Source organism: Verrucosispora sp. TAA-831 (genome assembly GCF_050780145.1).
In the GTDB taxonomy this organism is placed as follows: Bacteria; Actinomycetota; Actinomycetes; order Mycobacteriales; family Micromonosporaceae; genus Micromonospora.
In genome coordinates this window covers 5568635-5582750 of the sequence record NZ_CP192240.1, presented here as the reverse complement: position 1 = coordinate 5582750, position 14116 = coordinate 5568635, and the positions used below count along the sequence as shown (strand labels likewise).

Below are 14116 nucleotides of genomic sequence, written 5' to 3'. Positions count from 1 at the left end.
GCGCGGACCCGCCGACCGGCCGCGCACCGCCGCCCCGACTCACTGTGACCGCCGAGCGTCGACCGCCGAGCACCGGGTGTCGAACGCTGAGGGGCGGGCATCGGGTGCCGGGTGGCAGGTGCCGTACCGGGTGCCGGAAGGCGGAGTTCGGGACGCGGCGCGGTGTTCGGCCCTCGGCTGGCCGGGGCAGGGCTACGTCGCCCCGCGTCCGGCTCAGTCCGAGGTGACCTTGCTCGGCTTGGCGCTGCGCTCGTCGGTGGTCGGCTTGGTCGGGCGCTTGCCGTTCTCGCCGGTGCTGGTGATCTTCGTCGGGGTGGCGCCCCGTCCGCCCGCGCCGGGTACGGCCGCCACCGTCGGCTCGCCGTCCACACCGGCGCTCGCCGTGTTGCCGTCGACCGAGGTCGGCTCGGTGGCCGGCTTCGCCGTGGCGTCCTCGACCGTGGTGACCGGTTCCGCGACCGGCTTCGTCGCCGGCCCGTCGTCGTCCGTGGCCGCTGGCTTCGCCGCCGCGTCGTCGTCGTTCGCGGTCGTGGGCCGGGCAGCGCTCTCGGCTGAGCCACCCGGTCCGCTCGCCGCACCGACGACGTTGTTGCTCGGGCGGCTGCCGTTGACGGCGACCGGCGCCGGGTCGGAACCGGCCGTGGTGGCCATCGCCGGGGCTGCTGCCACCGTGCCACTCATCGCCGCCGGGGCGGATGCGGCCACCGAGGCGGGAGCACCCGGACCGTCGGGGCCGGTGGCTGCCGTCAGCCGCAGGTCGAGCAGCTTGCGTTGCAGGTCGTCGGACTCCTGCCGGGACTTCCAGGTCTCCTGACGCAGGTCGGCGAGCTGCTGCTGGGCCTTGGCGATCTCCAGCATGACCTGGGCGAGCTGCTGACGGCTCGCCGCCGCCTCCTGCTGCGTCGCGGCCAGGTGCTGTTGCGTGGTGGCCAGGTGCTGCTGGGTGGTGGCGGCGTACTCCTCGAACTGGCGACGGGACGAGGCGATGTACTCGTCGGCCTCGCGGCGCGTACTGGTGACGTGCTCGTCTGCCTCGCGCCGCGTGGTGGTGGCGTACTCGTCGGCCTCCCGGCGCTGCTCGGCCGCCTCGGTCTCGGCGTCACGCAGCAGCGCGGTGGCCCGCTCCTGGGCCTCGGCGCGTACCGTGGCGGCCTCCTGCTCGGCGGCCTGCCGGATCGCGTCGGCGCCCTGCTCGATCTCGTTCTTCCGAGTGGTGTACGCCGACTCCAGCTCGGCACGGCGGGTCTCGAAACCCGACTCCAGCTCGGTGGTACGGCCCTGGAACTGCTCGTTCAGCTCGGCGTTGCGGGCCGTGAACTGCTTCTCCAGCTCGTCGCGCCGGCTGGTGAACTCGCGTTCGGCGCTCGCCCGTCGCTCGGCCAGCTCCCGGTCCGCCGCCTCCCGCCGGCCGTTGACCTCCTTCTCCACCCCGGCCCGCCAGGCGCCCAGTTCCTGCTGCGCCTGGCTGCGGGCGTGCTGCACGTACGCCTCGGTCTCGGTGCGCATGCGCTGCGCGTACGCCTCGGTCTCCGTGCGGGTGCGGCGGGCCGCCTCGGTCGTCTGCGCGGTCAGCCGCTCGGCCTCCTGGCGGGCCTTGTCGCGCGTGGCGCGACCGGCCGTGGCGGCGTCGTCGATGATCTGCTTGGCCTCCTGCTGGGCCTTGGCGTGCGTGGCGCGACCGGCCTCGGTGGCCTGGTCGACCAGGCGCTTGGCCTCCTGCTGGGCCTTGACGTGCACCTCCTTGGCCGCGTCGCGGAGCTGGGTGGCCTCCTGCTGAGCGGTGGCGTGCACCTCGCGGGCCGCCTCCCGGAGCTTGGCCGCCTCCTGCTGGGCCCGGGTGTGGATCTCCTTGGCGGCGTCGCGGAGCTGGGCGGCCTCCTGCTCGGCCTTGGCCAGCGCCTCCTGGGCGGTCTTGCGCAGCCGGGCGGCCTCCTCGCGGGCGGCCCGGGCGGCGGCCTCTGACTCCGCCTTGCGGGCGGTGGCCTGCCGCTCCTCCTCGGCCCGGCGGGTGGCCAAGGCGATCTCGAAATCCTTGAGCGCCTTGGCGGCCTCCGCACGCGCCTCGTCGATGATGTGCTCGGCGGTGGCCCGGCGCGCCTCGATCTCCTCATGGGCGGCACCCAGGATGTCCTCGGCCTGCTCCTCGGCCAACGCCAGGATCTGCTCCACCCGGGGACCAAGATGCCGGAAGGCGGCCCGGTCGACCACGCCGATCTGCTTGCGGACCTGGGCGAGGTCGCGCTGGAGCACCTCGACCTGACCGGCCAGCTTGTGGATCTGGGTGTAGGCCTGTTCCCGCTCGGCCGCCAACGCCGCGATCTCGTGCTCCGCACGAGCGACGTACCGATCGACCTGCCGTTTCTCGTACCCACGCAGGGCGGACTCGAAGCTGGGCTCCGTGGTCACATCCCCGCCGAGGGAGAACAGTTCCTCGCCGTGCGACATGCTTCCATCCTCACACGCAACGGCCCCTCCGGGGGCGATACGGACGCCCCTGTTGGGAGCTACTTCACGCGCCCCGGCGGGTGGCTGTCGACACGTCTCACACAAGCACGGCGGCGCGGGGTGGCACCGTCACCCGGTGTCACCCCGCGCCGTGGATCATGCCCCGACCGGCCGGATCAGCTGGTGGTCTCCGCGGCGACCTTGTCGTCGGCCTCGTCGGCCTTCTTGGCCGCCGGCTTCTCCGCCGCCGCGGCGCTCGCGTTGTTCGGTACGCCCGGCACGATGCCGGCCAGGCCGGAGAGCATCTGCCCGAGCTGCGAGGTGACCGCATCCTTCTGCCGGGTGAGGTCCTCGACCTCGCGGCGGGCCGCCTGGGTGGTCAGCTCGGCCTCGGTGCGCGCCTCGTTGAGCAGACGCTGCGACTCGGCGCGGGCCTCGCTCAGGGTCCGCTCGGAGAGCGCCTTGGCCTTCTCGATCGTCTCGGTCGCGTTGCGCTCGGACTCGACCCGACGGGCCTCGGCGCGCTGCTCGATCTCCTTAGCCCGCTCCTGGGCGGCCCGGGCCCGCTGCTCGGCCTCGTTGACCAGCTTCTGGGTCTGCGCGACCTGGGCGGCGTGCCGCTCCGACTCCTCGCGCTCGGCCTTCTCCCGCCGCTCGGCGAGCTGAAGCTCCAGCGCCTGGAGGTCCTTGTCGCGCTTGTCGCGGGCGTCGGTGAGCAGCTTCGTCGCCTCGGCGCGCTTCTCCTCGGCCTCCCGGGCGGCCTTGGCCCGCTGCTGGGTGATCTCCCGCTCGGCGGTGGCCCGCAGGGTGGCCACCTCCCGCTCGACGGTCGACTTCAGCTCGGCGACCTCGTGCGCGGTCACCGTACGAAGCTGCTTGGTCTCCCGCTCCGCGTCGGCGCGCAGCGTGTCGGCCTCCCGGCGGGCCTGTACGCGCACCTCGGCCGCCTCGCGCTCGGCGGCGGTGCGGACGTTGCCCGCCTCCCGCTCGGCGCTGGCCTTCATCGCGGCGGCCTCGGCGCGGGCCTTGTCGGTGATCTCCCGCGCTTCGAGGCGGGCGGCGGAGAGGATTCCCTCCGACTCCCGCTTGGCCTCGTTGCGGTGGTCGTTGGCCTGCTCCTCGGCGAGCCGGAGGATCTGCTCGACCCGGGTGCCGAGACCGGACAGCGTCGGGCGGCTGTTCTCCTCGAGCTGCTTGCTGGCGTCGGTGAGCTTCTGCTCCAGGGCGGTGAGCCGCTGCTCGGACTGCCGGAGCCGACGCTGGGCGTCGTTGAGCGCCTGCTCGGCGTCGGCGCGGTCCTTGTTGGCCTGACTCAGTGCGGCGTTGAGCCGGCCGATGAAGTCGTCGACCTGACCGGTGTTGTATCCGCGCAGGCCAACCGTGAAATCGGGCTGCGAGTTCGCGTTATCGAAGAACGCGAGAGGGGAGGACTGCTGCTGGGGCATTGGGACATACTGGCAGACCCCCCGGGGTCCTTCGCAAGAGCGTGCCGCCCTTTGCCGTCCTCATTACATGGTCAACTCGACGAGGTGCCGGACCGCCGGGGGAAGTGGCGATCTTGCCAGCTCCGAGGCGAGCACGATGGCACGCAGCGTGACCCGGAAAAGGGGCCCGGTGTCCTTATGTTTCCGGCCGCCCCGGCTCACTCGAATGGGTGTCGGCGTGCCTCTGGTAAAGCCAAAGGCCGTTCACCGAATGGCCACCGGTGCCTCGTCCGTGAGGCCAGCCGTCGGACCCGCCCGTCACTGCGCGCCGTCCCCGGCCAGCCGCGTCGTCCCGTCGACGAACTGCGCGCCCGTGCACCGCATGCTGACGCCGCGCGTCGTCCGCCGCGCGCTGCGGGTGGGGCGTGCTGCGTCGGGCGTGGCGTGCTGGGCGTCGGCGGGGTACGGGGTACTGCGCGTGTACGGGGTACTGCGCGTGTGCGGCGTGCTGTGCGTGTGCGGGGTGCTTGGCGTTAGGAAGGGTCCCCTGCTATGCACGAGGCGTTAGCAGGGGACCCTTCCTTTCACCGCACCCGCACCCGCACCCGCACCGCACCCGAGGGCGCCGCGTCGTCAGGCGGGTTGGACGAGTTCGATCAGGACACCGCCGGCGTCCTTGGGGTGGACGAAGTTGATCCGGGAGTCGGCGGTGCCGCGCCGGGGCGTGTCGTACAGCAGGCGTACGCCTCGCTCGCGCAGCGCCGCACAGGCCACGTCGATGTCGGCCACGGTGTACGCGACCTGCTGCACGCCCGGGCCGTTGCGGTCGAGGAACCTGCCGATGGTCGACTCCGGGGTCAGCGGGGCGAGCAGTTGCACGCAGCCGCCCTCGGCGGTCGGCCCGACCGTCAGCATCGCCTCGCGGACCCCCTGCTCGGCGTTGACCTCGGTGTGCACGCAGCGCATGCCGAACGTCCGTTGGTAGAAGTCGATCGCGGCGTCGAGGTCGGCGACGGCGATCCCGACATGGTCGATACGGCGTAGACCGATGTCTGTGACATAGTCGGCAGCGGGCTCGGCGGGGGAGTTCTCAGGCATGACGCTAGTCTGGCCGAACGATAGTTAAGGCGTACAGGTCGGCACCCCCCTCGGAGGCAGTCATGGCTTCGGTGATCGTCAGTGGCGCGCGGACCCCGATGGGGCGTCTGCTGGGCAACCTGAAGGACCTACCGGCGACGAAACTGGGCGGTATCGCCATCTCCGCGGCACTGGAACGTGCCGGCGTGGCCCCGGACCAGGTCCAGTACGTGATCATGGGGCAGGTGCTCCAGGCCGGTACCGGCCAGATCCCGGCCCGCCAGGCGGCCGTGGAGGCGGGTATCCCGATGTCGGTGCCCGCGCTGACCATCAACAAGGTCTGCCTCTCCGGGCTGGACGCGATCGCCCTGGCCGACCAGTTGATCCGGGCCGGTGAGTTCGACGTGGTGGTGGCCGGCGGCATGGAGTCGATGACCAACGCCCCGCACCTGCTCCTCGGTCAACGGGGCGGCTACAAGTACGGCGACGTGGTGGTCAAGGACCACATGGCGCTGGACGGCCTGACCGACGTGTGGGACTGCTGTTCGATGGGCGAGTCCACCGAGCGGCACGGCGCCGACCGGGCGATCAGCCGCGCGGAGCAGGACGCCTTCGCCGCGGCCAGCCACCAGCGGGCCGCCGCCGCGCAGAAGAACGGCCACTTCGCCGACGAGATCACCCCGGTGGTCATCCCGCAGCGCAAGGGTGACCCGTTGGTGGTCAGCGAGGACGAGGGCATCCGCCCGGACACCACCGTCGAGACGCTGGCCAAGCTCCGTCCGGCCTTCGCGAAGGACGGCACCATCACCGCCGGCAGTTCGTCGCCGATCTCCGACGGCGCGGCCGCGGTGGTCGTGATGAGCAAGGCGAAGGCCAAGGAACTCGGGTTGACCTGGCTGGCCGAGGTGGGTGCGCACGGCAACGTGGCCGGTCCGGACAACTCCCTGCACTCGCAGCCGGCCAACGCCATCACGCACGCGCTGCGCAAGGGCGGGCTGGGCATCTCCGACCTCGACCTGATCGAGATCAACGAGGCGTTCGCCCAGGTCGGCATCCAGTCCACCCGTGACCTCGGGATCAGCCCGGACAAGGTGAACGTGAACGGTGGCGCGATCGCGCTGGGGCACCCGATCGGCATGTCCGGCGCCCGTCTGGTGCTGACCCTGGCGATGGAGCTGAAGCGGCGGGGCGGCGGCACCGGCGCGGCGGCGCTCTGCGGCGGCGGCGGCCAGGGCGACGCGTTGATCATCCACGTCCCCGACCCCACCGAGACCGACCTGTGAGCACGACGAGCGAGTCGACCCGGCGAGCCGGGCAGCCGCGAACGACACCCGGGGTGCCGAGCCGCCGAGCGTCGCGGGTGAGGGCGGCTGCATGAGCGAGGCGAGGGGGAGCGCACCGGCCGCGGCCGGTTCGGTGCGGCGCAGTCGGGACGTACCGCTGCTGGTCGAGCGGGCCCGTGAGGGTGACCCGCGCGCGGTGGCCCGACTGATCACCCTGGTCGAGTCGGGTGACGAGACGCTGCCGCGTATCGCGGCGGCGCTCGCCCCGCACACCGGGCGGGCCCAGGTGGTCGGGCTGACCGGTTCGCCGGGGGTGGGTAAGTCGACCACCACCAACGAGCTGGTCAGCGCGCTGCGGGCGCGGGGCCACCGGGTCGGCGTGCTGGCGATCGACCCGTCCAGTCCGTTCACCGGCGGGGCGATCCTCGGTGACCGGGTACGGATGCAGGACCACGCCACCGACCCGGGTGTGTACATCCGATCGATGTCCAGCCGGGGGCACCTGGGCGGGCTGTCGGCGGCCACTCCGCAGGCGGTGCGGGTGCTGGAGGGTGCCGGCTGCGACGTGGTGCTGGTGGAGACCGTTGGGGTCGGGCAGGCCGAGGTCGAGGTGGCCTCGCTCGCCGACACGACGCTGGTGCTGCTCGCGCCGGGCATGGGCGACGCGATCCAGGCGGTGAAGGCCGGCATCCTGGAGATCGCCGACGTCTTCGTGGTGAACAAGGCCGACCGCGACGGTGCCGACGCCACCGTCCGCGACATCCAGGGCATGATCGCGCTCGGCGAGCGCGGACCGGGGCAGTGGCGGCCACAGGTGGTGCGGGCGGTCGCCGTGCGGGGCGAGGGGATCGACGACGTCGCCGCCGCGATCGACAAGCACCGTGGCTGGTTGGTCGAGCACGACGAGCTGCGCCGCCGCCGTCAGGCGCGGGCCGCCGCCGAGATCGAGGCGATCGCGCTGGGGGCGCTGCGGGCCCGGATCGGCTCGCTGCGCGACGGTACGCAGTTGCCGGCGCTCGCCGCCGAGGTCGCCGCCGGAGCGATCGATCCGTACGCCGCCGCGGACACCCTGCTGGCACAGCTCTCCGACTGAACGAGGTCCACTGCGGACCGTCTCGGACGGTTACGCTCGCACCGCCTTCGCAGAGCGCGTGGGGTGGTGTGACGGCTGCTGGAGAGAGATGGACCACGAGATGACGCAGGAGTTGCCCATGACGCCGGACGCGGTGGCGGGTGGTCGTACCGACATCTCCGACGAGGTGGTGGAGAAGATCGCGGTGGCCGCCGCGAAGGCCGTGCCCGGTGTGGTCGAGTTGGGCGGGGACGTCGCGCGGTTCTTCAACGCGGTGCTCGACCGGGTCGGGCTGGACCAGGTGGGGGACGCCCGGCGCGGATGCTCGGCGCACGTCACCAACGGCGCGGCGGTGGTCAACCTGGTGATCGTGATCGACGCCGGGCACGCGGTGCCCGAGGTGACGTCGGCGGTACGGGTCGGGGTGACCCAGGCGATCGAGGCGTACGGGCTGCGGGTCGACGAGATCAACATCCGGGTGGACGACGTCGCCATCGGTGGACCCGCCGTCTGAGGGGCTCGTCGACATTACCGACCGGTAGGCGTTTCCTTAGCGATCGTTCAGGTAAGGGCTCTACACTCGACGTGCTGTCGAGGACTCGAGGAGGAGCCCGGGGATGAACGCCGACGAGATCGCCGCCGGACGGGCCCGCTGGCAGGCCCGGTACGACGCCGCCCGTAAGCGGGACGCGGACTTCACCACGCTCTCCGGGCTGCCCGTCGAGCCGGTCTACGGGCCCCCGGAGGGTGTCGCGTACCCGGGCTTCGACCGGATCGGCTGGCCGGGCGAGTTCCCGTACACCCGGGGCCTGCACCCGACCGGCTATCGCGGGCGGACCTGGACCATCCGGCAGTTCGCCGGGTTCGGCAACGCCGCCCAGACCAACGAGCGCTACAAGATGATCCTCGGCGCGGGCGGTGGCGGTCTGTCGGTCGCCTTCGACATGCCCACCCTGATGGGCCGCGACTCCGACGACCCGCAGTCGCTCGGCGAGGTGGGCCACTGCGGCGTGGCGGTGGACAGCGCCGTCGACATGGAGGCGCTGTTCGACGGCATCGACCTGGCGTCGGTCACCACCAGCATGACCATCTCCGGTCCGGCGGTGCCGGTGTTCTGCATGTACCTGGTCGCCGCCGAGCGGCAGGGCGCCGACCTGTCGACGCTCGACGGCACCCTGCAGACGGACATCTTCAAGGAGTACATCGCGCAGAAGGAGTGGCTGTTCGACCCCGAGCCGCACCTGCGCCTGATCGGCGACCTGATGGAGTACTGCGCCCGGGAGATCCCGCGCTACAAGCCGCTCTCCGTCTCCGGCTACCACATCCGCGAGGCCGGCTCGACCGCCGCGCAGGAGCTGGCGTACACCCTGGCCGACGGGTTCGGCTACGTCGAGCTGGGCCTCTCGCGCGGGCTGGACGTCAACGTCTTCGCCCCCGGGCTGAGCTTCTTCTTCGACTCGCACGTCGACTTCTTCGAGGAGATCGCCAAGTTCCGCGCCGCCCGCCGGATCTGGGCCCGCTGGCTGCGCGACGTGTACGGCGCCACCAGCGAGAAGGCGCTCTGGCTGCGTTTCCACACGCAGACCGCCGGGGTGTCGCTGACCGCCCAGCAGCCGGTCAACAACGTGGTGCGGACGGCCGTCGAGGCGCTCGCCGCGGTGCTCGGCGGCACCAACTCGCTGCACACCAACGCGCTGGACGAGACCCTGGCGCTGCCCACCGACTCCTCCGCCGAGATCGCCCTGCGGACCCAGCAGGTGCTGATGGAGGAGACCGGGGTGACCAACGTGGCGGACCCGCTCGGCGGCTCGTGGTACGTGGAGGCGCTGACCGACCGGATCGAGGCGGAGGCGGAGGAGATCTTCGCCCGGATCCGCGCGCTGGGCGGCGAGGGTCCGCACACCATCGGCCCGATGACCTCCGGCATCCTGCGCGGCATCGAGGACGGCTGGTTCACCGGCCAGATCGCCGAGTCGGCGTTCGTCTACCAGCAGGCGCTGGAGAAGGGCGACAAGAAGATCGTCGGCGTCAACTGCCACACCGGCACGGTCGCCAAGGAACTGGAGATCCTGCGCATCTCGCACGAGGTGGAGCTGGAGCAGCGCCGGTTGCTGGCCGAGCGCAAGACCGGCCGGGACGCCGCCCGGGCCCGTACGGCGGTCGAGCAGATGGTGGCGGTGAGCCGTACCGGGGAGAACATGATCCCGGCGATGCTCGACGCCGTTCGGGCCGAGGCCACGCTCGGCGAGATCTGCGACGCGCTGCGCGCGGAATGGGGCGTTTACCGCGAGCCCGCCCGGTTCTGACACCCGCTCCGGCGGGGGTGTCTGGGCAGCGGTGACAGTGGCAACTGCACGGGCGGCGCTTGATCTGAGTTCGGCAAATCGCGTGCGAGACTAGGTAACCATGAGCGACCCACGGATCACCTCGTCGATCTTCACCCGCGGCGCGGTCGACCTCAGCGCGTTGCGCCCCGCCGCGCCCAGTCCCACCCCGGCACCGGCCCAGTCCGGCCCGCCCGCCGCCGTGCCCGGCGGCCCCGTCGGCGGCGGCGTCACCGTCATCGACGTGACCGAGGCGACCTTCCAGTCCGAGGTGCTGGAGCGCTCGCTGACCACACCCGTGGTGGTGGACTTCTGGGCCGAGTGGTGCGAGCCGTGCAAGCAGCTCTCCCCGGTGCTGGAGCGGCTGGCGACGGAGGGCGGCGGCGCCTGGGTGCTCGCCAAGGTCGACGTGGACGCCAACCCTCGACTGGCACAGATGTTCCGGGTGCAGGGCATCCCGATGGTGTACGCGGTGGTCGGCGGGCAGCCGGTCGACGCCTTCTCCGGCGTGGTCCCCGAGGCGCAGCTCCGCCAGTGGATCCAGGCGGTGCTCAAGGCCGGTGGCGTGGCCGTGGCCGAGCCGGAGGACCCGCGCCTGGACGAGGCGGACGACGCCCTGATGACCGGTGACCTGGACGCGGCCGAGCGGGCGTACCGCAAGATCCTGGCGGAGACCCCGGCGGACGCGGCGGCGGAGGCCGGGCTGGCCCAGGTCGGGCTGGCCCGCCGGGTGGCCGGCGCGGACCCGCAGGCGGCGCTCGCCGCCGCGGCGGCCGACCCGGACGACGTCGGCGCGCAACTGCTGGCCGCCGACATCGAGGTGCTCAGTGGTCTGGCCGAGCAGGCGTACCAGCGGCTGGTGTCGGTGGTCCGGCGGACCGCCGGGGAGGACCGGGAGAAGGTCCGTCAGCACCTGGTCGGTCTCTTCACCATCGCCGGTCCGGAGGATCCGGCCGTCGCGTCGGCGCGTCGGGCCCTGGCCAGCGCTCTGTTCTGAGTCACTTACCACGCCAGCGCGGGCCGGCGTGTTCGCCGGCCCGCCCGACATCGAAGGACGGGAGCCCACCATGCGCCGGATCGCCGTCCTCGACGCGCCGAGCAACCTCGGTCTGCGCCCACCCACGCCGACCTCGGTGCCGGGCTGCGGCAAGGCGCCCGGCGCACTGCGTGACCAGGGCCTGCTGCCGCGGCTGCGGGCGCGCGACGCCGGTCATCTGACCCCGCCCCGGTACGACGCGGGGGACTGGCGGCCGGGTGACGGGGTGTGCCACGCCCGGGAGATCGCCGGCTACTCGGTGGGGCTGGCGGACCGGATCGGCGCGATCATCGACCGGGGCGAGTTCCCGGTGATCCTCGGCGGCGACTGCTCGATCCTGCTCGGCTCGGCCCTGGCCATGCACCGGCTCGGCGAGGCGGTGGGCGGCCGGATCGGTCTGGTCTTCGTGGACGGGCACTCCGACTTCCGGCATCCGGGCAACGCCTCGTACGTGGGTGCCGCAGCCGGTGAGGACCTCGCCCTGGTCACCGGTCGGGGGCAGGCCGACCTGGCCGCCATCGAGGGGCGACGCCCGTACTTCCGGGACATCGACGTGGTGGTGCTCGGCATCCGCGCCCAGGACGAGTACCGCCTGGACCTCCAGGCCGCCGGGATCCTGACCCGGCCGGTGCCGGCGCTGCGGGCCGAGGGCGCCGCCCGGACCGCCCAGTGGGCGCACGAGCAGCTCGCGGACTGCGCCGGCTACTGGGTGCACGTCGACGTGGACGTCCTCGACCCGGCCGTGATGCCGGCGGTCGACGCCCCCGACCCGGGCGGGATCGCCTTCGCCGAGTTGGAGATCCTGCTCGCCGGGCTGGTCGACACCCCGCACTGCCTCGGCGTCGAGCTGACCGTCTTCGACCCGGACTACGACCCGGACGGCGCGTACGCGGCCGAGATCGTCAACACGCTGGTGGCCGGGCTGCGCCCGGTGACCCCACCCGGCTCGGTGCCGCCCCGACTGCGTCCGGAGGCGGTCGAGCGGTCGGCTCCGGCACCACGCCGGGGCGTCGACCTCACCGACGTGCCACCGGCCGGACCGCGCCTGCTGGCGGCGGCACCGGTCGCCGCCGGTCCGGGTGCAGGCGGACCGGAGGAGAGGCTCCGGGCCGACCGTGAGCCGGAGTCGGACGGCACCGACTGGGAGCCGGACGGCGTCGAGCATCGGGCGCCGGAGCCGGACGTGGCGTACCAGGAGCCGGCGGTCGCCGATCCCGACGAGGACGGGTTCGCCGACGCCGACCCGGCCGACGACGCCGCCCGGCCCGCGTCCGCGCCGGGTGGCCTGACCGCCTGAGCGGTCAGGCCGACAGCGCGCGCAGGAAACGCTCGGCGATCGGTACGGCGGTGCCGCTGCCCGAGCCGCCCTTCTCCACGAAGACGGCGAAGGCGACGTCCCCCTGCCAGCCGACGAACCAGGCGTGGGTGTTCTCCGGGTCGTCGTCGTACTCGGCGGTGCCGGTCTTGCCGTGCACCGGCCCGCCCGGGGCGTCCTTCAACGCGGTGCCGGTGCCGCTGGTCACGACCTCGCGCATCATCGCGCGGACCGCCGTCACCGCCTCGGCGTTCAGCTCCGGGCCCGGCTCGGCCGCCCCCTCGGGCGCGGGGTCGAGCACCAGCTTCGGCGGAATGAAGCCACCCTTGGCCACCGCTGCGGTCGCCGCCGCCATGGCCAGCGGGCTGACCAGGGTGGTGCCCTGCCCGATCGCGGCGGCGGCCTGTTCGGTGGCGCCGCCGTTCGCGGAGACCCTGCCGGTGAAGGCGTCGAGCCCGACCGTCCACTGACCCTCCAGGCCGAGCGTCCGGCCGGTGGTGGCCAACCCGTCGCCGCCGAGCTGGGGTGCCAGCGCGGCGAACGTGGTGTTGCAGGACCGGGCGAAGACGGTGCGGAACGGCACCTCGCCGAGGGCGAAGTCGTTCGAGTTCTTGAACGACCGGCCGTCGACGACCTGGGTCTTGGGGCAGTCGACCCGGGTGTCCGGGGTCACCGCGCCGCGTTCCACCAGCCCGAGCGCGCTGACCATCTTGAACGTGGAGCCCGGCGGCACCTGCGCGGTGAAGGCCAGGTTCTCCCCGGCGGCGCCGGGACCGTTGGCGGCGGCGAGCACCGCGCCGTCGCCGATCCGGACGGCGACCAGGGCGGAGCGTCGCCGCTCGCCGCGCAGTGCCTGGTCGGCCGCGTTCTGGGTGACCACGTCGAGGCTTGTTCGCACCGGCTCGCCGGGCCGTGGGTCGTGCCGGAACAGTTCGGTGCCGGTGGGCTCCACCGTGCCGGCTCCGGACGCCCGCTTGACCACCACGGTGAGGCCCGGCACCCCACGGAGCCGTTCGTCCCAGCGCCCCTGCAACCCGCCGTGCCCGACCATGTCCCCGCGGACGTAGCGGTCGGGGAACTTGGCCAGGTCGTCGGCCTGGGCCGGACCGACCGTGCCAAGGACCGCGCGGGCGAACTCGCGGGTGGGGGCGAGGTCCAGTTCGTCGGTGGAGAAGACGGCTCCCGGCAGGTCCGTGATCCGCGATCTGATCTGCCGGTACGCCTCCTCGCGCAGCGTGACCACCTCGACGAACGCGTCCGGTTTCGCCTCGTCCAACCGCTTGGCCAGATCGGACAGGTCGACCGGCGGGCTGATCGCCGGACGGATGGCCCGGAACGCCGCGTCCAGGTCGCGGGTGACGGCCTTGACATCGGTCACCGCGCGGGGTTCCAACCCGACCCGGACCACCTCGCGCGGGGCGACCAGCGGCGCGCCCGCACCGTCGAGCACCCCGGCGCGGGGGGCCGGGTCACGCCGCAGGCCGAGCCGGTCGCCCCGGGTGAGCTGGTCGGCGAGGACCTGCGGCTCCCAGATCACCTGCCAGACGTCGTCGCGTCCCTTGACCAGCCGGACCGGCCGGTCGTACGTCCAGGTGACGTCGCCGGGCAGGGTCCACTCCACCCGGACGGTGCTGGTCGCGGTGTCCCGCTCGACCGTGGGCTTGCCCTGCCGGCTCAGCTTGGGCGGCGTCTCGGCCAGTTCGCCGGAGAGCTCCTTGATCTCGCGGGCGACGTCGGCGGCGGCCAGTCGGCTGCCGGTCGGGTCGACGAAACCGACCGCCTGGAGGTCACCCGTGGGCCAGCCGGCGAGGAAGGCGTCCACGCTGCGTTCCGGGCCGTCCTCACCGGAGCAGGCGACCAGAGTGGCCGAGATCACCAGGCCGGCGGCGAGAGCAGCCAGTTGTGACGAGAAGTGGCGATTGCGGTACGCACGGTGCATCGGATCCGGGTCCTCCTGCTCGGGCTGCCCTGCACGCTAGTACGCCCTGGCACCAGGGGCTGCCCCGCTTGGCCGTGGATGGGCGAAAGACGGGACCGTGCCGGTGTGATGAACAACATCTGGCGGGGTACTCCTGACCCGGCCGAACCTCGTACCGCAACGGGCGAAAGGACGACGTCACGCACCGGAAGTCCGGCTGGT

The 14116-nt window shown here is 72.8% G+C and carries 10 protein-coding genes; 6 read left to right on the top strand and 4 right to left on the bottom strand.

The annotated features are described in order from the left end of the window. Window positions 1-213: 213 nt before the first annotated feature. The 3 genes from ACQVFL_RS24730 to mce form a co-directional block, all read right to left on the bottom strand. Entirely contained in the window at window positions 214-2445 is a 2232-nt protein-coding gene (locus ACQVFL_RS24730) for a hypothetical protein (protein ID WP_431727706.1), read from the bottom strand. Between the two features lie 176 nt (window positions 2446-2621). After that, a complete protein-coding gene (locus ACQVFL_RS24725) occupies window positions 2622-3890 on the bottom strand; it encodes a DivIVA domain-containing protein (protein ID WP_396690777.1) in 1269 nt (422 codons plus the stop codon). 612 nt (window positions 3891-4502) lie between these two features. Then, complete coding sequence (gene mce / locus ACQVFL_RS24720) at window positions 4503-4967, bottom strand: methylmalonyl-CoA epimerase (protein WP_396690779.1); 465 nt, start codon at window positions 4965-4967, stop codon at window positions 4503-4505. Window positions 4968-5029: 62 nt separating this feature from the next. On the opposite strand from mce, the gene ACQVFL_RS24715 reads away from it, so the two are divergent. The 6 genes from ACQVFL_RS24715 to ACQVFL_RS24690 all read left to right on the top strand — a co-directional run bounded on the left by ACQVFL_RS24715 (window position 5030) and on the right by ACQVFL_RS24690 (window position 11958). Then, window positions 5030-6229, top strand: a complete 1200-nt coding sequence (locus tag ACQVFL_RS24715) for an acetyl-CoA C-acetyltransferase (RefSeq protein WP_431727705.1) — start codon at window positions 5030-5032, stop codon at window positions 6227-6229. Between the two features lie 91 nt (window positions 6230-6320). Further along, on the top strand, window positions 6321-7322 hold the full coding sequence (gene meaB, locus ACQVFL_RS24710) for a methylmalonyl Co-A mutase-associated GTPase MeaB (protein WP_431727704.1): 1002 nt from the start codon (window positions 6321-6323) through the stop codon (window positions 7320-7322). Window positions 7323-7410: 88 nt separating this feature from the next. After that, entirely contained in the window at window positions 7411-7815 is a 405-nt protein-coding gene (locus tag ACQVFL_RS24705; protein WP_396690784.1) for an Asp23/Gls24 family envelope stress response protein, read from the top strand. A 103-nt stretch (window positions 7816-7918) separates the two neighbouring features. Further along, window positions 7919-9607, top strand: a complete 1689-nt coding sequence (locus tag ACQVFL_RS24700) for a methylmalonyl-CoA mutase (protein ID WP_396690786.1) — start codon at window positions 7919-7921, stop codon at window positions 9605-9607. A 100-nt stretch (window positions 9608-9707) separates the two neighbouring features. After that, entirely contained in the window at window positions 9708-10622 is a 915-nt protein-coding gene (locus ACQVFL_RS24695) for a tetratricopeptide repeat protein (protein ID WP_396690788.1), read from the top strand. Window positions 10623-10692: 70 nt separating this feature from the next. Continuing rightward, the gene (locus ACQVFL_RS24690; RefSeq protein ID WP_431727703.1) at window positions 10693-11958 is read left to right on the top strand and encodes an arginase family protein; all 1266 of its coding nucleotides are present in this window, start codon (window positions 10693-10695) and stop codon (window positions 11956-11958) included. A gap of 4 nt (window positions 11959-11962) precedes the next feature. Here the strand turns inward: ACQVFL_RS24690 and ACQVFL_RS24685 are convergent, their stop codons facing one another. Next, window positions 11963-13915 carry a penicillin-binding transpeptidase domain-containing protein gene (locus ACQVFL_RS24685; protein ID WP_431727702.1) on the bottom strand — a complete coding sequence of 651 codons (1953 nt, stop codon included), beginning with the start codon at window positions 13913-13915 and terminating at the stop codon, window positions 11963-11965. Window positions 13916-14116 lie beyond the last annotated feature (201 nt).